The sequence below is a fragment of the Zhongshania aliphaticivorans genome (assembly GCF_001586255.1).
Taxonomy (GTDB): Bacteria; Pseudomonadota; Gammaproteobacteria; order Pseudomonadales; family Spongiibacteraceae; genus Spongiibacter; species Spongiibacter aliphaticivorans.
Genome location: NZ_CP014544.1, coordinates 1,357,135 through 1,378,562, shown reverse-complemented (window position 1 = coordinate 1,378,562; position 21,428 = coordinate 1,357,135). Strand labels below are relative to the sequence as shown.

At 51.4% G+C, this 21,428-nt stretch carries 17 protein-coding genes; 7 read left to right on the top strand and 10 right to left on the bottom strand.

Annotation, left to right across the window (positions count from 1 at the left end; all coding sequences use genetic code 11):
- Positions 1 to 53 precede the first annotated feature (53 nt).
- The 3 genes from AZF00_RS06060 to AZF00_RS06050 form a co-directional block, all read right to left on the bottom strand.
- Positions 54 to 2,315, bottom strand: coding sequence for a TonB-dependent receptor (locus tag AZF00_RS06060; RefSeq protein WP_040802646.1), 2,262 nt, complete (start codon positions 2,313 to 2,315; stop codon positions 54 to 56).
- A 53-nt stretch (positions 2,316 to 2,368) separates the two neighbouring features.
- Positions 2,369 to 3,259, bottom strand: coding sequence for a DUF1295 domain-containing protein (locus AZF00_RS06055; RefSeq protein ID WP_008246986.1), 891 nt, complete (start codon positions 3,257 to 3,259; stop codon positions 2,369 to 2,371).
- Positions 3,260 to 3,388: 129 nt separating this feature from the next.
- Entirely contained in the window at positions 3,389 to 4,339 is a 951-nt protein-coding gene (locus tag AZF00_RS06050) for a winged helix-turn-helix transcriptional regulator (protein ID WP_008246985.1), read from the bottom strand.
- A gap of 100 nt (positions 4,340 to 4,439) precedes the next feature.
- Between AZF00_RS06050 and AZF00_RS06045 the strand changes: the two genes are divergently transcribed.
- From AZF00_RS06045 to AZF00_RS06035, 3 genes are read left to right on the top strand one after another with little or no spacing between them, the layout of a single operon-like run.
- The gene (locus tag AZF00_RS06045) at positions 4,440 to 5,912 is read left to right on the top strand and encodes a carotenoid oxygenase family protein (protein ID WP_008246983.1); all 1,473 of its coding nucleotides are present in this window, start codon (positions 4,440 to 4,442) and stop codon (positions 5,910 to 5,912) included.
- 32 nt (positions 5,913 to 5,944) lie between these two features.
- Positions 5,945 to 7,144 (top strand): acetyl-CoA C-acyltransferase, encoded by a 1,200-nt coding sequence (locus AZF00_RS06040; RefSeq protein WP_008246981.1) that lies wholly within the window; start codon positions 5,945 to 5,947, stop codon positions 7,142 to 7,144.
- Positions 7,145 to 7,189: 45 nt separating this feature from the next.
- Positions 7,190 to 8,431: an acetyl-CoA acetyltransferase gene (locus tag AZF00_RS06035; protein ID WP_062383342.1), complete on the top strand. Its 1,242-nt coding sequence runs from the start codon at positions 7,190 to 7,192 to the stop codon at positions 8,429 to 8,431.
- A gap of 5 nt (positions 8,432 to 8,436) precedes the next feature.
- Here the strand turns inward: AZF00_RS06035 and AZF00_RS06030 are convergent, their stop codons facing one another.
- Entirely contained in the window at positions 8,437 to 8,655 is a 219-nt protein-coding gene (locus AZF00_RS06030; protein ID WP_008246971.1) for a DUF2061 domain-containing protein, read from the bottom strand.
- A gap of 374 nt (positions 8,656 to 9,029) precedes the next feature.
- Here AZF00_RS06030 and AZF00_RS06025 point away from each other — a divergent pair, with 374 nt between their 5' ends.
- On the top strand, positions 9,030 to 10,334 hold the full coding sequence (locus AZF00_RS06025; protein ID WP_008246970.1) for an ammonium transporter: 1,305 nt from the start codon (positions 9,030 to 9,032) through the stop codon (positions 10,332 to 10,334).
- Positions 10,331 to 10,963, top strand: a complete 633-nt coding sequence (locus AZF00_RS06020; protein ID WP_008246968.1) for a hypothetical protein — start codon at positions 10,331 to 10,333, stop codon at positions 10,961 to 10,963. The genes AZF00_RS06025 and AZF00_RS06020 overlap by 4 nt, the downstream gene beginning before the upstream one ends.
- 28 nt (positions 10,964 to 10,991) lie before the next feature.
- On the opposite strand, the gene AZF00_RS06015 is transcribed toward AZF00_RS06020, so the two are convergent.
- The gene (locus tag AZF00_RS06015) at positions 10,992 to 12,113 is read right to left on the bottom strand and encodes an enoyl-CoA hydratase/isomerase family protein (protein WP_008246966.1); all 1,122 of its coding nucleotides are present in this window, start codon (positions 12,111 to 12,113) and stop codon (positions 10,992 to 10,994) included.
- A gap of 309 nt (positions 12,114 to 12,422) precedes the next feature.
- On the opposite strand from AZF00_RS06015, the gene AZF00_RS06010 reads away from it, so the two are divergent.
- Entirely contained in the window at positions 12,423 to 14,225 is a 1,803-nt protein-coding gene (locus AZF00_RS06010) for an acyl-CoA dehydrogenase C-terminal domain-containing protein (protein ID WP_008246964.1), read from the top strand.
- Positions 14,226 to 14,333: 108 nt separating this feature from the next.
- On the opposite strand, the gene AZF00_RS06005 is transcribed toward AZF00_RS06010, so the two are convergent.
- Entirely contained in the window at positions 14,334 to 14,690 is a 357-nt protein-coding gene (locus tag AZF00_RS06005) for a hypothetical protein (protein ID WP_008246962.1), read from the bottom strand.
- A 253-nt stretch (positions 14,691 to 14,943) separates the two neighbouring features.
- On the bottom strand, positions 14,944 to 17,106 hold the full coding sequence (locus AZF00_RS06000; protein ID WP_008246960.1) for an acetyl-CoA hydrolase/transferase C-terminal domain-containing protein: 2,163 nt from the start codon (positions 17,104 to 17,106) through the stop codon (positions 14,944 to 14,946).
- A gap of 274 nt (positions 17,107 to 17,380) precedes the next feature.
- On the opposite strand from AZF00_RS06000, the gene AZF00_RS05995 reads away from it, so the two are divergent.
- Complete coding sequence (locus tag AZF00_RS05995) at positions 17,381 to 18,652, top strand: NADH:flavin oxidoreductase/NADH oxidase family protein (RefSeq protein ID WP_008246957.1); 1,272 nt, start codon at positions 17,381 to 17,383, stop codon at positions 18,650 to 18,652.
- Positions 18,653 to 18,720: 68 nt separating this feature from the next.
- Here the strand turns inward: AZF00_RS05995 and AZF00_RS05990 are convergent, their stop codons facing one another.
- From AZF00_RS05990 to AZF00_RS05980, 3 genes are all read right to left on the bottom strand, one after another.
- A complete protein-coding gene (locus AZF00_RS05990; protein ID WP_008246955.1) occupies positions 18,721 to 20,001 on the bottom strand; it encodes an NAD(P)/FAD-dependent oxidoreductase in 1,281 nt (426 codons plus the stop codon).
- Between the two features lie 50 nt (positions 20,002 to 20,051).
- Positions 20,052 to 20,633, bottom strand: a complete 582-nt coding sequence (locus tag AZF00_RS05985) for a DJ-1/PfpI family protein (protein WP_008246954.1) — start codon at positions 20,631 to 20,633, stop codon at positions 20,052 to 20,054.
- 61 nt (positions 20,634 to 20,694) lie between these two features.
- Positions 20,695 to 21,405 (bottom strand): glutathione S-transferase family protein, encoded by a 711-nt coding sequence (locus AZF00_RS05980; RefSeq protein WP_008246952.1) that lies wholly within the window; start codon positions 21,403 to 21,405, stop codon positions 20,695 to 20,697.
- Positions 21,406 to 21,428: the final 23 nt, after the last annotated feature.

Below are 21,428 nucleotides of genomic sequence, written 5' to 3'. Positions count from 1 at the left end.
TTGTGCTCGTAACGATCTATTCAGTAAACATGGTGTAGCCCACACGCACTAAGCTAGAATTTTATTCGTAGTGCCACATCCAATTGTCGCGAGGCAATCGCACGGCCAAAATGCGCGCCCGACAAGGTCGGAATATCGCCGCCGCCGTCTAAGGCAAACTCGTCTGTGGCATTGCGGATAAAGGCCTGCAATGACCAGCGTTCATTGTCGTCCTCTAATCGTAAACGCAGGTTCAGGGTTGCAAACTCACCTTGCACATCAATAGGGTCTTGATCCGATTGCAGCAGTTTGTCGTCTTCGTATAACATGTCAAAACCAAACAAGAGATTAACCGGTGCAGACCACAAGTCGTGGAAGTAATTCATACTGAAGGTGGCTTTCCACAGCGGTGCGAAAGCCAGTGGTTTACCGGTCAAATCACAGGGCGTGTCTTCACCTGCGGGACAAGGGCCGTTGGCGTAGTCGGTAAAGGTGGCGTCCAAATACGCCAGCGAAAAATTACCCGATACGTCCCAGGGGGTTACAAATGCGGCATCAAGTTCCGCACCTTTAGAGATTGCACCCGCCGCATTTGAGATACGGCTGACATTGCCCTCAAAGATGGTTAACTGCAAATCTTCAAACTCGGTGTAAAAGGTCGCGGCATTGAGCGTTGCAGCGCCGCCAAACAAGCGTGTTTTGGCTCCGGCCTCGTAGGTCGTTGACGATTCAGGCTCGACCTCGGCAATTTCTGCACGTACAGCAGAACCACTATAGCCACCGCTTTTAAAGCCTTGCGCAGCGCTCAGGTAAAAGGTCAGATCGTCATCAGGCAGCCAATTTAACGACAGCTTAGGACTTACATCGCGGTCTACCCGTTTGTCGAGTAGGCGATATTCTTGCGCGGTCACCAGCTGGGTGAATACCGGGCCATCGACATCCGTACCCGCTGTAAATAATTGCAGGGTTTGATCCACTTCCTTGGTTTCGGTAGAGACACGCACACCGCCGGTTAAGCTTAATTCGTCGTTAAAGTGCCAGCTTGCCTGTGCGTAAACAGCCGAGCTAACACTCTCTTGATAGCCATCAATTAATAAGCGCTCGCCCGGTTCATTGCCGGTGGCAGCGCCCAACAAGCCATCCAGCACACCTAGACCGCCACCGGTCAGAGCCAGACCTGAGGCTAGGGTTGAAGGCGTTGGCGCGGCATCGATAATGACCTTAATGGTGGTTTCACTCAGCGCGACATAGCCGCCAGCAACGTAATCTAATTTTCCACCGAACATGCCTAATGGCGAAACAATACGCAATTCACTACTGAGCTGTTCGTAGTCTTCACCATTAAGAAAAAACAAAAGCGGAATAGGCGAAAAGTCTAAGTCTGTTAAAGACTCCTCGGTGATTGAACTCAACGCGTTAATCCAGCTGAACTCATGTCCCCACAGCGATGCGTTAAAACGAACATCAAATTTATTGCCATTTTGGTAGGTCATCGCCGGATAATCTTGGGCGCTTTGATTATTACTGGTGTCTTTTTCAACTTGCGGATCATAAAACTGCATCAGCGCAAACTGATCATCTGTTGTTGTACGAACCTGAAAACTACCGAGCCTGAATTCCTGATTGGTATCTGCCGCCGCCACCGTAACATCTAGCCAGTCGGCAATATCCCAGCGCAATTGCACCCGCCCTACCCGCGAGTCAACACCGCCCTCGTCGCGATCTAGCGTAGTGTTGTAAACCGTGCCGTCACGCTTATTTACCAGCGCCGAGGCGCGCAGGGCCACGGTGTCACTCAAAGGCACATTGCCGGTGAGGGTATATTTAGCAAGGTCTTCATCACCAGTCACCCCTTCGGCCAATAACTCGGGTTCTTGAGAGGGTTGCACCGAGCGAATACTAATGGCGCCGGAGATGGTGTTTTTGCCAAACAGTGTTCCCTGGGGACCACGGAGCACCTCTACCGAGGCAACATCTAAAAAGGCCGCGTCTAAAAAGGCCAAGCGGCCAAGATACACGCCGTCTAAAAACAGACCCGCAGACTGTTCAAAGCCCTTATCAAAAGGTGAACCTAAGCCGCGAATGCGCAAGCTGGTCAGCGGTGGATGACTAAACACACTCAAATTGGGCGTAAAATTGGCAATATCAGCCATATCGTCAATATTGGCGTCCTGCATCGCCTGGGCGCTAATTGCCACCAGTGAAATCGGCACATCTTGCAGACTTTCTTCGCGCTTTTGCGCGGTAATAATGACTTCTTCTAGCACTGGCGTGCCCCGCGCAAATACATCTTGCGCCGCCAACATCAGGGCAAAAATACCTAGTCGCTTTATCATAAAAACCTCATTGTACTTATTTTAGTAGGGGCTAGCGCTACATGCCGCGCGGCTTAAACACCGCGCTTTGGAGGCAGCGGAATCAAAACAGAGGTCTCAGTTTTATAACGCTCATAATCTGCATTACCACCCCATTTTTCATCAGAACGTTTTTCTAGCAAGGGCACGCCACTCACGCGGGTAAGCAAGAAAATCACAAACACGGGAGAGATCAAACTCAGCCACTGCCAGCCCTGCAATACCGGCACGGCAATGAGGGCAATGCCGCACCACAACATAATTTCACCAAAATAATTGGGGTGCCGAGACCAACGCCACAAACCAATATTAATAAATTTACCGGCATTTTCTGGCTGTTTGTTGAAGGCCGACTTTTGGGCATCGGCAACAACTTCAAGGGCAAAGCCGAGCAACCAAACAAGTGCGCCGAAAACAGCGACTATTCCCAATGGTTCCCGGTGTTGGCTTGTCATGGCCGTAAGCGCCGCCACCAGCGTCACAAACACCCATAGGCCCTGTAGTGTCCAGGTTAGTAAAAACCGAGGAATCGACACTTTAATCAAGTCGAAACGACCGTCTTTACCGGCTTGCTTTACTCGTCTGAACAAAAATGGCCCCAGACGTGCGGCCCAAATCACCACAAGCGCAGTAAGCAATAGGGCGCGATCATCAAGCCCCTGCCCTAAGCCCGAGCTAAGATACAGCGCCAACAAGACAATAATCACATAGGTGCTACTGCCAATGAGGTCGTAATAATGCTCAGTTTGAAAAGCGTAGGCAGGTATGAACGCCAGCCACTGAACACTAAAGGCAATAGCGGCGCAAACCAGCAATGCCGGATAAGGACCATAGTTTAAACCGCCCTGCCCCCCTGCATAGGCTAAGCCGGTGGCAATTGCTATACAGAGCACAATTAGCGCTGTGCAAATCATGACTTTTTTCATTTGCTTCCCCTCTCGTTTCGGCTGCCTATACGCATATTTATAAGGCATAGTTCATTTTTATTTGTCGTGCTACTCAAGCCTAAGCAAATTGCTTTGCGTATAGCTGTTTATACTCGCCTGTATTGCCTTTTATTTTTCATTATCACGCGGTGGGACATATTCAATATCCTGACGACCCACGATCTCACCACAACCGCCACACTTAACCTTGATACTGAGCAAGGCGTCGCAGCCACTGTGCACAAGACCAGCCACCGCATTTGCGTCGGCCTCCCACTCTACCGCCCATTGGCGCATGGCGATGACGATAGGAAAAAGCGACAAGCCCTTGGCGGTGAGCTTGTATTCATCGCGCGGAGGAGATTCTTGATAGCTGTGACGCTGCAAAACCGCGTTGTCTACCAGCAAATTTAAACGGGAACTCAGAATATTTGATGCAATATTCAGTTGTTTGGCAAAAGCCTCATAACGCTTGGCACCGAAAAATGCCGAGATCAAGATGAGCAAGGTCCAGCGATCACCGATCAAATCACTTATACCGGCCAAACGTAAATCTGCGTGTTCAGAAATGTGTGGCGATCTCACGCGGCGCTGGCCGCTTAAGGATTTAATTTCTTCAATGTGCTGAATACTCTGCACGGCCACCGCCGAAAGCCGAATCTCGTCAAGCGAAAAAGCCTGCTCACACTCACCACACACCGCCTGTGGCGCGATTGGTAGCTGGCAGCAGCGATGAATAAGTTCATTGGGTAAACTGTTTGAAACGTCACCCAACCATTCATGCTCCCAGCGCCACGCCAGCAGGGAAACCGGAAACAAACCCGCGCCCTTTGCACTTAAACAATACTCTTGCCGCGTTGACGATGGCGAGGTACTGCGCTTTACCATAAGCCCCTGTTCAATCAAGGCCGATAAACGTCGTGTCAGGGTTGCTTTGCTGGCGCCGGTATAGCGCCGGAACTCTTCAAACCGGCGGCGTCCCATAAAGGCATCGCGCAAAATCAATAGCGACCAGCGATCACCAATCACGTCTAAGCCTTGGGCAATGGCGCTATTTACGACCAGATGATTGCTACTCATATCCCTCTACCGACATTTCAATATTGACAAAATATATATTAGTCTCATAATGCAAGCAACTAATAATTACTAACGTTCACCGCATAACCAGGACTCGATCATGGCCGTCACCTACAAAAACATTGTTAAAACCAGCCTTAAAGCTAGCCACCACCCCTATCTAAACGGCGCGTGGACACCAAACTTTACCGAGTACACCGCCACCGACATGGAGGTCATTGGCCGTATTCCCGATGACATCGACGGCGTTTACATCCGCAATACCGAAAACCCAGTGCAAGAACCCATTGGCCACTACCACCCATTTGATGGCGACGGCATGCTGCACAGCATGTCTTTTAAAGACGGCAAGGCAGAATACCGAAACCGCTTTGTGCGAACCAAAGGCTTCAATGCCGAGCAAGAAGCCGGCGCCGCACTTTGGGCCGGTATTGCCAATCCACCTAGTATGTCGGTTCGCCCAGGCTGGGGCGCTCAAGGCGGAGTGAAAGACGCCTCCTCGACTGATGTGGTCATTCATGCTGGCGAAGTGGTCTCCACTTTTTGGCAATGCGGCGATGGCTACCGCCTCGATCCTTATACCCTTGAGCAATTAGGAACAGAGAGCTGGACGCCCATAGACGGCATCTCAGCACACCCGAAAGTCGATGAACGCACCGGCGAAATGCTGTTCTTTAATTATTCAACTCACCCCCCCTACCAGCACTACGGGGTAGTAGACAGTAATAATAAACTCGTGCATTACACGCCCGTACCGTTGCCGGGGCCAAGATTACCCCACGACATGGCGTTCTCAGAAAACTATTCCATACTCGCCGATTTGCCGATGTTCTGGGACCCAGAGCAATTAAAAGAAGGACGCTATCACGCAGGCTACCACCCCGAGATGCCAACGCGATTTGCCATTCTTCCGCGTTACGGCAACACCGAAGACATACAATGGTTTGAAGCCTCTGCCACCTTTGTTTTGCACTGGATGAATGCCTACGAGGAAGGCGACGAAATCGTGTTAGACGGCTATTTTCAAGACAACCCCGACCCAGAGCCACTGCCAGGTTTACCGCGGGCTGCTGGCAAAATGATGGCCAATATCGATATTCATTCCTTTCAATCTAAATTGCATCGCTGGCGCTTTAATTTAAAGACCGGCGCGGTAATTGAACAACGTTTGGATGATCGCGCACTGGAATTTGGCACCATTAACCAACAGTACGCAGGCCGTAAGCATCGCTATATTTACTCCGTGTGGGGAGAGCCGAATTGGTTTATGTTTTCCGGCATGGTTAAGCACGACCTGGACACCGGCGAGTCGTGGAGTCTCGCCTTTGGTGAGCAGCGCTTTGGCAGTGAAGCGCCCTTTGCGCCGCGTATTAATGCCAAAGACGAAGACGACGGCTACCTTGTGAGCTTTATCACCGACATGAAAGAGAACCGCTCAGAATGTGTACTCATTGATGCCAAAGACATTGAAGCGGGGCCGGTTTGCCGGATTATCCTTCCCCACCGAATTTGCAGTGGCACCCACGCCACGTGGGCAAGTGGCGAAAGTATTCGTCGCTATGAAAAGAAATAAAAACAGCAGATCAATGCCTAAAAGGAAAGCACATGCCTAGCGCCATGATAGTCGATGCTGTGAGAATCCCCCGCGCGAGCATCCGCGGCGACGCAGCCTACGCCGCAGTGAAACCGGTTGATCTGTTGCGGCCTTTATTCACTGCGATTTCAGAGCGAAATCACCTAGACAGCGCAGAAGTAGAAGATGTGCTTCTGGGCTGCTCTACCCAGAGCGGCGACCAAGGTGCAAACATCGCCAAAATCGCCGCACTCTATGCGGGCTGGTCAGACCGCGTTTCCGGCGTTACTTTAAACCGCTTTTGCTGCTCCGGATTAGACGCTATTAATTTGGCCGCCAGCAAAATCATGTCTGGAATGGAGTCGGTATTAGTTGCTGGCGGTGTTGAACAACTCAGTGCTGTTCCGATGTTTGCTGATCGTGGCCCGTGGTTTAGCGACCCCAAGGTAATGAAGGCAACGCGCTTTATGCACATGGGTCTGTCCGCAGACTTAATTGCCAGCCAGCAGGGTTTTAGCCGGGCACAGCTCGACGCCTGCGCGCTGCAATCCCATCAGCGCGCCGCGCACGCCGTCCAAAACGATTACTTTAAGCCGTCGCTCATTCCCGTCCGCGACCAGAATACGCATCCTTTATTGGCAAGTGATAATGCCCTAAGGCCGCAATTAAGCCGCGAACAATTGGCGGCGCTGCCCAGTAGCTTTACCGACTTTGTTGAACAGGGACAGCGACTGGTCGACCAGGTTTACCCCGACACTCGCCTAATGCCATTGCACACTGCGGGTAATTCTCCGGCACTGGTAGACGGTGCCTCATTACTGTTACTGGCCAGCGAAGACGCATGCACCCGCCTGTCACTGACGCCCCGCGCCCGTATTCGCTATTTTGCCAATGCCAGCGATGAACCCGTTAGAATGCTTACCGGCCACTTGCGCGCTACCGAAAAACTCTTCGCGGCAACGGGGCTAAAGACTGACGACATTGATCTGTGGGAGGTCAATGAATCCTTCGCCGCCAGCGTTTTGTATTTTCAACAACATTTCAATATTGCGAATGAGCAACTCAATGTGAATGGCGGCGCCATTGCACTTGGCCACCCGTTAGGCGCGACCGGCGGCAATCTTATGGGAACTCTGCTTGACGAAATGGAAAGGCAAAACCTAAAACGCGGCATTGTGGCAATTTGCGGCGGCGCCGGAGTGGGTGTCGCCACCCTGATTGAACGCCTATAAAGGCGTTACTGTTATTGCTGACTAAAAATAAAACCAGGAAAAATCATGAGCCCACAAAAAATTTATATACTCGGCGGCCATCAAAGCGACTTCGCCCAAAATGCCGCCCGCGCGGATCAAAGTGTTACCGAGTTGTTTATCGACACCGTGCGCTCAGGTCTAACGGCGTGCAAACTCGACGCCGCCGAAATTGAGGTCGGCCACGTTGGCAATTTCGTTTCGTCGCTCTTCTCTGGTCAGGCGCAGCTGGGCGGTTTTTTCGGTCACGTCGATCCGGCCATGCGCTATATGCCCGCCTCTTCCCACGAGGCGGCCTGTGCCTCGGGCTCAATGGCTATTCTTGCCGCCATGGCCGACCTTGAGGCCGGTCGCTACGAAACAGCCTGCGTGCTCGGTATTGAAATTATGCGCAATGTCAGTGGCGATAAGGCCGCCGCCAATCTGCGCCCCGCCGCTTGGGCGAGCCAAGAGTGGACCGAAACTGATTTTGTTTGGCCCTGCGCATTCAACAATATGCTCTCACTGTATGAAGAACGCTATTCACTCAACAAAGACCACCTCTACGCAATTTCTCAGCAAAACTTTGCCAGCGCGCGTCGCAACCCCAATGCGCAAACTCGGCAGTGGCAATTCAATGAACACAGCTTTAGCAACGACGACAGCGCCAACCCTGTCGTCAGCGGCAATATCCGCAAACAAGATTGCGGCCAGATTACCGACGGCGCAGCGGTCGTCTTTCTGGCAACAGAGAGCAAGGCCGTCGAGTACGCTGCCCGTCACAACATCAGTTTAAACTCAATTCCCACCATTAAAGGCTGGGGCCATATTAACGCGCCGATCTCCTTCAAAGAAAAGTTGCAACTGAGCGAGCCCGAAGGCTATCTCTTTCCCCATATAAACACCCTGTTTCAACAGACATTAAAGCGCGCGGGTATGAAGGGTTTAAGCGCCATTGACGGTTTAGAAGTTCACGACTGTTTCAACATTACCGAGTACATGATTTTGGACCACAGCGGTCTATACGCGCCCGGCGACGCATGGAAGGCCATTGAAAATGGTGACATTAGCAAGACGGGAAAACTCCCCATTAATATGAGTGGCGGCCTTATGGGATTAGGGCATCCGGTTGGCGCTACTGGCGTGAGAATGCTGCTCGACAGCTACAAGCAAATTGCTGGCGCCGCGGGAAATTATCAAATCGACAACGCTAAAAATGTGATGACATTTAATTTGGGGGGCAGCGCGACCACCTGTGCGAGTTTTATTGTTGGCAAGACAAACGCCTAAGCTTGCTAGGCATTGGCGACCATGCTTCCCGCATCATCCAGTAATCGCCGTGACGGCCGGTCCCATTTCCCCCAGGCCTTGTCGTGAAAGTAAAATACCACGGTGTTTATCGCGGGCTCGACAAGCGCCATCGCGCCGCCCACCAAGACGCTACCGGTAAATGCGTATGCCACAGAAAAGGCCACACCAAAGTGTATAGCGGCAAAACTTAATGTCTTTCTCATTGCAGCCTCCCGAGCTACCGAATCACCAACGCAGTTTCTGAACTGCGCATTTCATTACTAATAACGCCATCATAGCCGCAGCCACGCCATAATAAAAACAAATTAAAAACATAGATACGATAGCAAAATACTATAAACAAGCAAGCACCATAGACACGCACCGCGGCGCACCAATTACACGCCTCCGCGCAAATTGCGCACCAAAATTACGCCACAACACATCGCTCTCACCATGTCGTCTCAGCGCAGCCCCGCTATTCAGTAAAAAATCGGAACGACACTAAGCCGAAATAAAATGGCATAGCTGTTGCAGTAATGCTTCCGACGGGCAGTGCCAACTCAGTGCGTTGCCACCTTAAAAAATAAGGCTACCCATGAAAAAAATGCACTATCTTTTTGCATTACTCATGCTCGTGTTCTCTTCTTTCTGCTTTGCCGATGAGGCTAGCCCAGCAAGCAATATGGTGTGGCTGGTCACCGCCAGCGCCCTGGTATTTTTAATGCAAGCGGGCTTTGCCTTGCTGGAGTGCGGCATGTCGCGCAGCAAAAACGCGCTCAACGTCGTTATGAAAAATTACATGGATGTCTGCCTTGGCACATTAATTTTCTGGGCTATTGGCTATGGTCTAATGTTCGGCAACAACCCCAGTGGTTTTATGGGGACTGATTTATTTTTTATGAATGACAGCGACCCAGCCAGCTATGGTGTGTTGTTATTTCAAACCATGTTTGCCGCCACCGCGGTCACCATAGCCAGTGGCGCGATGGCTGAACGCACCCGTTTTGACGGTTATTTAGTGGGTGCCCTATTCATTACCGCCGTGATCTACCCCATTTTTGGTAGCTGGGTATGGAACGCCGACGGCTGGTTAGCGCAAATGGGCTTTATTGATTTTGCCGGGTCAACGGTTGTTCACTCCGTTGGGGCGTGGACAGCCTTGGCGGGCATTATTATTTTGGGGCCTCGTTTGGGCCGTTTCGACAAACACGGCAAGGCACGGGAATTGCGCGGCCACAATCTTAGCTATGTGGCATTGGGCGGCTTTATTTTGTGGTTTGGCTGGTTCGGTTTTAATGGCGGATCGACTCTTAGCGCCACGGTGGATATTGGCCTCATTAATTTAAACACCCAGCTCGCCGCTGCGGCTGGCGCCGCGGCGAGCATGTTGCTTGCTGTGGCCATGCGCCGCCCCATACTGCTCACTGAAACCGTCAACGGCAGTATTGCCGGCTTGGTTGCGATCACCGCAGGTTGCGCCACAATGCTTCCGGCCTACGCTGTATTAACGGGTGCCATTGGCGGAATTGTCTGTGTGTTAGGCAGTCAACTTTTATTGCGCATGCAACTCGACGATGTTGTTGGCGCGGTGTCTGCCCACGGTTTTGCGGGCGCTTGGGGAACCCTCGCGGCGGGTATGTTTTACAAAGGCAACCTCTTCGACACCCACCTTATTACAGTGCAATTGATTGGCATTGCCGCCTGCTTCATCTGGACCTTTTGCTGCGCCTTAATCATGTACTTTGCCATTGATCTTGTGATGGGCTTACGCGCACCCAGCCAACACGAACAGCGCGGTTTAGATTTAAGCGAGCACGCTGAAATAGGCTATCCAGAATTTAATTCTGGCAACATCGCCTATACGGCCGACCGCGCTAACAATATGGGTCTGCGCTCATGAACAAGCGCAGCCTCAGTGATCGCCGCCGCGCGATTTACACTGGCCTAAAACCGTTTTTTGACGATGCGAGTTTAATGCAAGCCGTAACCCACTGGGAAAATCGCTACGCCGACCAACCCAGTCTTGCCCTGCAGCGCTATGTAGCCGACATATGCCAAAACCCTGCATTAAAAGATAAGCGCGCCAGTATTCTGCGCAGTTTATTACACGCCATGGCACAAGATAGCGACGAGTTGCTCGCCGACCCCCGTGGCCCTGAGGCGGCCACGTCAAACACCGCAGAAACGGCATCGGCGAGCGTAACTTATGGCATGTTAATGTTAGCAATGATGGGTCAAGTTGATGAATCATTGCAGCACAAGCTGCGTATAGAACTTTTTGCAGCGCTGCGTCAGCGTCAACTGCCGCTAGCTATTCTTGAAGCACTCCAGAATTGGCTGGGAACGCGGCAGCCCTTAAAACTCAATAATGCGCCGCCGGCGCTTCTGCAAAAGCTGCTCAACCAATATTATGTCTTGCTGTGCGAAAACTTAGGGCCAGTGCGTGCCGATAATATTTTGGCGCGTGGGGTTGCCCAAGTGCAGCACCAGCATCCCGACTTAGATCCATTTATCGACAGTCTGCTCTAAATCGCCGGTACCACTGATATGCGATATCTCAAATTAATTCATCTAGAGGATTTTTAGACCACGGCGACTTAAACATGGCTTCTATTTCCAGCTCTGGCACCTCGTCAATACTGCGGTAACACCAGCGAGGATCGCGGTCGCGGTCTATTAATCGCGCCCGAACACCCTCTGCAAACTCAGGGTCGCGCACCCGGTTTGCCGACATCACCAACTCCATGCGAAATATCTCGAGCAAGCCCAAATTGCGCCCGGCCTCTAATTGCCTAAAAATGAGCTTAGCGGTGCTCGCCGCGCCGCGCGCATGACCTTGCGCGGCACTGCTCAACCAGCGATCAGCACCGCGATACTCGCGTAGTTTATTACTGATACTCCCAACTACTGGTTGACTGCAGACATCATCAATCCAGCCACGACAATCTTTTAATGAGGCTGCGCCGAGTTCGGCGCCCTGCTCAGCCTCGATATCCGTTAAACACTCAGTAAGGCACTGGGCGTTCCACTTGGGATCATCGCACCACTCTAATAAAAGTAATTTACGCAGTACCTGATTTTTACTGCTGTCAGTAAGGCAGTAGTCGGCAAGTCCGGCATAAAGCGCATCTGCGGCTGACAACTCCACCCCCGTTAAAGCCGAAAACAAACCACAGCGCCCCGGCATTTGCCCTAAAAACCAGCTCGCGCCAACATTAGGGAATAATCCAATGCTAATTTCTGGCATTGCCAAGCGACTTGCGTCAGTCACTATACGATGACTCGCCCCCACCATTAAGCCCAAACCCGCGCCCATCACAATGCCGCTACCCCAACAAATTATCGGCTTTGGAAAGGTGTGAATAAGATAGGCCGCCGCGTACTCTTGGGCAAAAAATGCCTCGGCTTCTACTGCAGCGCCGCCGGGATTGGCCAGCGCCGAGGCGCGCATGCGCAACGCATCTGCACCCACACAAAAACCGCGACTGCCAGCACCGTCAAGAAAGACCGCCACCGCCTCGGTATCGTCGCGCAATTCCACAAGTAGACGACGAAGCAAGGTCACCATTTCTAAGGTTAAAGCGTTCATTCGCGCGGGCGCATTCAAAGTGAGTTGCGCCAGATACCCCCCCGCCGGTAATGGGTGGCGCTCAAGACAAACAGCGTATTCAACTTGCATTATTACGTCTCCACACAAACCTTGGGGCTTACGCCAAGGGCCAGAGTATGTAATGTAGCAGTATCCCCCCAGACTTGCGTCGGCTCAAGACCTAGACCACTCTGCCCGCCCCATAAGGCTAAATTCAGCTATATAAGGGTAATTACCTAGGCAAAACCCCAGCAACCGCGCGCTATGCCGCTACCGGCCAAATTGACCGCAGCGTCACACCCCCTGCTGAAAGCGGCCAATTGCCCGCCTGCTCGCTTCCGTTATGCTCCCTCGCGTTGACATACCCCCGCATCCTGGGAATAAGTACAGAGGCTCCATATGACCACATTTAAAGCGCCAGTTAGAGACATCGACTTCGTCCTTAATGAAGTCTTAGACTACCAGGCCCACTACAAAACGATTGCCGCTGGCGCCGAAGCTACGCCAGACATGGTAGAAGCTATCACCGCAGAAGCAGCGAAATTCGCTGAAGAAGTGCTCTCGCCTCTTAATAAAGTCGGCGATGAAGAAGGCTGCACCTGGAATGACAGCGAAGTAACCACCCCCACCGGTTTCAAAGAAGCCTATCAAATGTGGATTGACGGTGGCTGGCAGGGTTTGTCTCACCCCACCGAATACGGCGGCCAAGGTCTGCCAATGTCTATGGGACTGATTAAATCAGAGCTTATTGGCACCGCTAACTGGTCTTGGGGCATGTACCCCGGCCTAAGCTTAGGTGCAATGAACACGCTTATCGTTCACGGTACCGAAGAGCAAAAAGCCCAATATATGCCCAAGCTCTGCGAAGGCACTTGGACTGGCACCATGTGCTTAACCGAAGCCCACTGCGGTTCTGACCTTGGCCAAATGAAAAGCAAGGCCGAGCTACAGGAAGACGGCAGCTACAAACTCACTGGCAGCAAAATCTTTATCTCTGCCGGCGAGCACGACCTGACCGAAAACATTATTCACATTGTATTGGCCCGTACCCCCGGCGCCCCAGAAGGCACCAAAGGTATTTCCTTATTTATTGTGCCTAAAGTTAACGTTAACGCCGACGGTAGCTTAGGTGAGCGCAATAGCGTTAAGTGCGGCAGTATTGAGCACAAAATGGGTATTCACGGTAACTCCACTTGCGTCATCAACTTTGACGACGCGACTGGCTATTTGCTGGGCAAGGAAAATGAAGGCTTGAACGCGATGTTCACCTTTATGAACACCGCCCGTATCGGCACCGCAATACAAGGTTTGGCTGCCTCTGAATTGGCCTACCAAAATGCCCTGCCCTACGCCATGGATCGCTACTCCATGCGTTCATTGTCTGGTACTAAAAACCCAGACAAACCGGGCGATGCGATTATTCATCACCCCGACGTGCGCCGTATGCTGCTCACCGCCAAGGCCTTTGCTGAAGGTGGCCGCGCAATGATTTATGACGCCGCCAAATATTCAGATCACATGGTGCAGGCTGAAACACAAGCTGAGCGCGATGCGGCTGAGAACGAACTGGGCTTTTTAACACCAATTTTGAAAGCGTTCTTGACTGAAACCGGTCTTGAATCTGCCAGCAATGCCATGCAGGTCTTTGGTGGTCACGGCTATATTAAAGAACACGGTATGGAACAGATTTATCGCGATGCCCGTATTGCCACTTTGTACGAAGGCACTACCGGTATTCAAGCCATGGACCTGATCGGCCGTAAAGTTGTACTGGACGGATTCAAACTCTACGGCGGTTTCTGCAAAAAGCTGTATAAATTTGGCTTTAAAAATCTGCTTGGCGGCAAGCGCCGTGGCTATTCAGCGAAGCTTATCGGCTACACCTTAGCGTGGAATTGGCACACCGTTAAGATGGTTGCCCGCGCCTCTAAAAACCGCGATGCGGTTGGTGCAGCGTCTTACGACTTCCTGATGTACAGCGGCTATTTGTCAATGGCTTACTACTGGGCAAGAATGGCCGAAGTAGCTGCCACTAAACTGGCTAGCGGCGAAGGCGATGCCGCCTTCTACCAAGCTAAGTTAGAAACGGCTGAGTTCTACTTCTCTCGTTTACTGCCGCGTGCCAAAGCACATGGTGGTTCAATGGGTAGCAGCACTGAAAGTGTCATGGGTATGGATTTAGAGCGCTTTACCGTTCGCTAATCTGACTCACGTCAAATACGCAGTAAGCATAAAAAAATCCCCGCAGCTCACACTGCGGGGATTTTGCGTTTTAGCACTGCTCACACGCTGTTCAGTCGTCTAAATCAGTTAAAAACTGACCTGTGAAACTTGATAAGCGCTATTACTATGAATGTCACAGGGGTTTGCCACTTCTTCACTCTGGCCCGGGTCAACGCTAAATGACTGCACGCTCATCACCGACTTTTTAGCGATATCATCTTTGTAGTAGCTGAATACGCCCCTGATTTTAGTACTGCAACTATTTCTAACCACAAAGCGCGTCGATACCTTATCGTGATTAAAATAGGCGCAGCTCGATTGTTCTGAACTTGCAGGAAAGCTTTGCACATCCCAGTCTAAGCAATTTTCCGGCTCGGCATTTACCGCCAGCGCCGTGGTAGATAATAAGCAGGATAAAAGGCTAGGAAGTAAAATTTTATTCATGATTTGCTCGCTTCTATGTTTACCTTACTACCGTTTGGCTATGTACTCCCTACAACAGCAGTAGTGATCCTAAGGTGTACAATAGTTAATAATTGCGGCAATTGGCAGTGCGTATTTCCGCTTAGGATCGCCAAATCACGAGAAGAATACCTAGCAAAATCATCGCCTTAGTGAAATTTAAAAGACTGCTAGAACCACTATAAATGCGCCAGATTTGTGACTCACATCGCAAATAAACTTACTCGTTAGATGACTAAAGTATAGATTCACGCTTTATAACGGCTGAAATAAGCCGCTGCAGCAGCCTATCCTTAAGCCCCGAAACCGTATTCAAGCCTAAGCTGAGCAATACTTTACGCGCCGCGTCACTGCGGTGCTCTGGTTTAAGCGCCAGCAGTATAGTTTGCCACCATGGTAGGCTTGCGAGGGTTTTCAGCGCCTTTGCTGCACGTAATTCATCGTCACTAAAATCACAGCCGAATGGGTAACTTGGCATCATCTTGCGACTTTGCGCCCACGCGACATCCCGCTGAATCCGCGCAGCTGAGTTTTCGCGATAAGCAGCCGGTATTTGGTAATCGGCAGCAAGCTTGCCCGCCGCCTTTGCACTGCGCAGTAGGTCCGACTGAAATCGCGAGTCGGCAATATTAATCAGCGCTTTAACCACCTCTTCGTCGGTTTTAGAACGCAAATCAGCAATGCCGTATTCCGTAATAACAATGTCCCGCAAATGGCGGGGAATAGTGCAGCTGGCAAAATTGTCGACGATATTCGAGCGCGCCTTACCCTTCTCCATTCGCGTGGAACGAATCATCAATATCGAGCGACCGTCGCTCAGTTGATGGGCCATCGCCACAAAATTATATTGACCACCCACGCCAGATACCACCTGACCTGACTCGAGGGTATCGGAGGCGACAGCGCCCTGCAGACTGACATTTAGACCGGTATTAATGAAACGTGCGCGGCGACGCTGCGCCTGATATAAACGTGGATTAAAATCCAGCTGATTGATTTTTTCAACGCCACACATCGCCAGTTTACCACGCGCCTCGGCCTTGAGTTCACGCAAACCGCGATAAAACGCCTCACTGCCCAAAAAGAAACCGCCGTGAAGAACCTTGCCATTGCGCAGCGCCGTTCCCAAACATTTTTCAGCCATAAAGCGCTGACTAACAGGATTGGCCATATTCGCCGCGACGGACTCACCGTCAGCGGCAATAATATAGCCGTCGCAATACTGGCACTGCTCATTAAAATAACCGTGGTATTGCAGCACCGCAAAGTCTTTGCCGCGCAACTCCCGAACACCAAGGTCGGCCATCGCCGTATTCGTATCGGCACTAATTGCCTGTGGCTGGCAAAAACCTTCATTCACCAATAGCTGTAAAGCCCAAAAATCATAGACCTCGCGCTTTAAAATGCCGCTGCCAAAAAGTTGCCAAAAGCCCTCTACAAACATTTCGGTAGCGCCGTACAAGCCCTCAACAAAGGGATCGCTACCACCGTAGGCGGCGATTAAATCACCCCAGCGACCATCGATCTTAAAGCGGCTCAGCAAGGCCTGATAGTCGTCATTCCGGCTGTGACGGAGCTGAACACCATGTACGATGGCATCGCTCATTGCGCCAATGCCAAGCTGCAGTGTACCGCCATCGGCAATTAGGCAGCTGGCGTGCAAACCAATGGCATAATCGCTAGGCGATACCGGCGGCAATTTCGGCATAACAAATAAGCCGTGTTCACTGGCATTGGTGTCGAGAACGAAGTCGTATTGATCGGCACTGACTTCCGCGTCGCCAACCATATACGGCAAATCGGGGTGCACCACCGCCACACTCACAAAGTCTCGGCCAAGCGCGACAAGTCGCTGTACAACGTCGGCAGAGGTATCTGGGTTACAGCTCATACTCAAACGCTGAGCGTCTTGTGGATCTTGTGCCACCAACTGCATCACCACATTGCAACCCTGGGCCGCCACATCTCGCGCAGCATGGGTGTAATTAGAGCTAATATAATTTTGCTGGGCACTGGCATTGCCCAGGCGACTGCCCGGTTTAAAATAAAATTCGCGAACTGCAATATTGGCTGGCAGGGCATTTTCTCGAACCGCTTGTGCATAACTCGGTTCGGTATAATTGGCGTAGAGACGATCAAATACCGGATTTAATAATCGCCCTCTAATGGGGTGCGTCTCGCGGGGCCGCTCCAAGGTGAGCGCCGTTAAAATTGTTAACGTAATACTCGTGTCTTGGCAGGCACGCGCATAAATGGCGTTAACCAGCTCGATGGGTTTACCCAAGCCCAGTGGCAAAGCGAGCACAAGGTTCTTTCCTACGCGCGCAATAATGGCGTCTATGCACGCAGCGTAGCGCGCTTGAAGTAATTCGACATCGCTGCCTTCAGGTCTTTGCATACTTCTCCACGTCAAAACTGTTTTATTTCACTTTAGCAAAACCTAATTTAGCTGCCCAAGCGCTGGTCAGGACCACCGAACAGCGAAAATCAAATACCCTAATTCAATGCCACTTGGCTCAAATATAAAAATAGCGGCGCCATGAGTAAAGAATGGCGCAGTAAGTCAATAATAGTGGCCAGAGCCTATGTAGGGTATCGCGATAATACGACAATGAATAGCGCCTCCGTCGCGCGAAATTGAACCGAAAACGACATTAGGATCAACCCAAACTATGCCGGCACTCAACGACCCGCTCGAACTACCCTGTGGAGTGATACTCCCAAATCGCTTATTAAAATCGGCCATGACCGAGGGCCTGGCGAATAGTAAAGATCAATCTACACCAAGGCTCGCAGCCTTGTACAAGCGGTGGGCTGAAGGCGGTACCGGCACACTCGTCACCGGCAATGTCATGGTCGACCGTCGCTTTCTTGAGCGCCCTGGCAATGTGGTTATCGACGGCAACGGCGGCGAAGCAGCCCTGCAGGATTGGGCGGCAGCCGGTACCTCGGCAAACAATCAGCTGTGGATGCAAATCAATCATCCCGGTCGCCAGTGCCAACGCCAAGTATCCGCCCAGCCGCTGGCGCCGTCTGACGTTGGCATTGATCTGATTGGCATGTTTGGCCGACCCAAACCCATGACCGAGGCCGATATTCGCGACACCATTCAGCGCTACGCGAATGTTGCCGCTAGCGCAAAAGCCGCTGGCTTCACCGGGGTCCAAATACACGCAGCGCACGGCTACCTCATCAGCCAGTTTCTATCGCCTATCGCCAATACCCGAGACGACCAGTGGGGTGGTTCACTTGAAAACCGCGCTCGCTTTCTTCTTGAGACCGTTGCTGCGGTGCGCGCGGCAGTTGGTCCGCGCTTTGCCATTTCCGTTAAACTTAACTCCGCCGATTTTTCCAAGGGCGGATTTAGCCACGAAGACAGCCTACGCGTCGCCCAATGGCTTTCGGAGGCGCGCATTGATTTATTAGAAGTATCCGGTGGGACTTACGAGAAGCTAGCGCTAATGGGAGACCAAGGCGATGAAGACGCGCCAGACACCAGCCGCCATCGCGAAGCCTACTTTTTAAAATATGCTCAGGGAATTCGCAATGTTACCCAAATCCCCCTCGCCATTACCGGTGGTTTTCGTAGTAGAGATGCCATGCAACAATCGCTGGACAGCGGCGCGCTCGATGTTATCGGCGTAGGTCGGCCACTGTGTTCCCAAGCAGACATCAGGCCACTGCTGGCGGGCGAACAAAGCAGTCTACCAAACTGGGAGGCTGTACTGCAGCTTGGCGCCGGTTGGCTTGGCCCTAAAAGTAGCAACCAGAAAATTCGCACGCTCAACTTTGGCGCCGCCACCCAATGGTACTACCGTCAAATTATCGATTTAGCGGAGGGTCGCGAGCCCACAACCCACAAAGGTTTGCTGCGAGTCATGATGAAACACATGTATTCAGAAAGAAGAATGGCAAAAAGACGGGCAAAACTGCTGCGAGAATAATATAAAACGGCTGCGACTCTTCAAATCTATACTGAAAAGTTGCAGCCGTGTCTGAGCTTAGGTTTTGCTCAATGCAGTTTCAGCCGAGGCCGCAATAAGCGATTAAATCGACCGGCCAACAATAACATTAAGGTGCGCGCCCAACCGTATATGGCCGCTTGGTGCAGACGATACAAACTGATATACATCATCCGCGCCAACCAACCCTCAATAAAGAAGTTGCCGCCGCGCACGCCCCCCATTAAATTTCCCAGCGCAGAATACTTCGACAGCGACACCAGCGAACCGTGATCGCGATACTTAAATGCCTGCAAGGGCTGGCCGGCCAATGTGCGTTTTAGATTCGCGGCCATGTGCATTGCCATCTGCTGAGCAGACTGGGCTCTAGGTGGAATATTTTTACCTGGGCTGAGTTCGCAGGCGCAGCAATCGCCTATCGCAAAAACAGCCGGATCGGCAGTTTGCAACTGCTCATTTACCACCAATTGATTTATGCGATTAGCGTCAAGTTCTAAAGTGCTGAGGATATCCGGCGCTTTAATACCCGCAGCCCACACCAAAATATCGGCATCAATACGGCTGTCATCGCTGGTAACAAATCCGCTGGCATCCGCTGCTTTCACCTTGGTATTGGTATGAACTTTCACCCCCATTTTTTCCAGCTCAGTTTGCGCGGCGGTGGCAATCTCTTCTTTGAGCGCGGGCAGTATGCGCGGCCCTGCTTCAATAACATGTACCTGTAAGCGACTGCGATCCAATTGTTCATGACCATAAAGCTTTAGCAGCGCCACCGCATGGTGAATTTCTGCGGCCAGTTCAACGCCAGTCGCCCCGCCCCCGACAATGGCGATAGACAAAGCACTATTATTAAAATTGGCGGTCATGCAATGGTTTAAAAACCGCTCGTGAAAACGATCGGCCTGAACGCGAGTATCTAAGAACAAACAATGTTCCCGCACTCCAAGGGTATTAAAGTCATTGCCTAGACTGCCAACCGCGATCACCAAATAATCGTAGCTTATGCGCCGTTCAGGCAGCACCTCACGACCACTCGGCCCGACTATTTCATCTAAAATCAGTTCTTTGTGCTCCCGGTCAAGACCAATAACCCGCCCCATCGCGAAGTGATAATGGTTTTGATAGGCGTGGGCACGATAATCCACCGCATCGAGATCAGAGTCTATTGCACCGGTGGCAACCTCATGAAAACGCGGCTTCCAGATATGACTCGCGCCGCAGTCGACCAGGGTAATTTCAGCTTTGCCGGGTTTACCCAAGCTGCGGCCTAATTTTGTGACCAGCGGCAAGCCACCTGCACCACCGCCAACAACCACTATTTTTGCTACCACGCTTACCTCCAAAAGATATTTTAAAACCTTGTCGACTGGCCGTCATTTAGCTAGGTTGCGGACCAATCAAATTCCATCTGCTTTGCGGTTTGCCGCGCTAGGTCGAGGCTGCGCAATCGCGCCACTAGGTGTAAGCTCATGTCGATTCCCGCAGAAATACCCGCCGAACTTACCACCGCGCCACAGTCTACCCAGCGCACACCCTCACATACCTGCAGGGCGGGAAACTGCATTTTTAAATCGGCAATATCTTGCCAGTGGGTGGTCACTCGTTGGTCGGTGACCACCCCCGCACCCGCCAATAAAAATACCCCGGTGCACACCGAGGCAGTAATTTTGCTACTCGCCGACTGGGCGGCAATCCACGCCAACACCGGCGCCTTGCTCATCTCCTCGTCGTGAACACCACCCACAACAAGCAAAACATCGATATCGGGATGATCGGCAAAACTGTAATGGGGAGTAATCTGCAAGCCACCTCTTGCAAGTAATAGGCCCGGCTTTTCACTCACTAAAAAGACATTAATCGCGTCTTTGCGTTCAGCCAGTCGATTGGCCGTTGAAAACACTTCAAAGGGACCGGCAAAATCCAATACTTCGGCATTCGGGTATACATAGATACCGATATTCATGAGATTGCTCGCACACATTTAGATCAAAGATGGGGCTTTAAAACCGAGCTTACAAAAGCGATTACGCCGCAGCGCCATAATAGCGCTGGGCAAAGTTGTCGCAGTAGCGCTGCAAATTAGGGTAACCACGTGCAATGGTATTAAAGCGGCTATCAACATCAGCCAAGATAAACTGCGCTAGCATCCCAAATACCGTGGCATCGAGCTCGCAGACCCGCTCGCCCATTATATAACGCTTATCGCCTAAGAGGGTCGATAAGCTTGCAAGTGAACGATTAAAAATATGTTCAATTTCTGCGGCGCTGTGCCTACCCATACCCTGTTTATAAAGCGCTGAACGCGTTGCCCGGCGCACCGCAAACGGTACAATCGAGCTGAATGGAAAGGGCAAATGGCCAAAAAATACTTGCCGTGTTTTCGGCCAATTGTCGTCACATATCCAGCGGGAATACAGCAAGCACCAATAGAAGTTTTCGTCTAGCGACTTGCCAATAAGGTAGGCTTGTGCGCGCTGCTCGGCGCTAAGCCAGTCATTCAGGGTCACTTCAGGCTTTTGATTTAAGTACTCGAAGATAAAACTCGAATCTCCAATTTTTGCATTGCCGTCTTCAATAAACGGCAACTTGCCCTTGGGCGATTTGCGCAGATAAGCCACTGATGATGTCAGCTTATAGGGCAATTGCGCCATTCTTAAAAAGGCGTCTACCTTAAGTACAAAAGGGCTCGCATCGACTAGGCCAAATGCTTGCTTAAATCCATATAATGTAATCACCGCGATTATCCTCCCTAAAACAC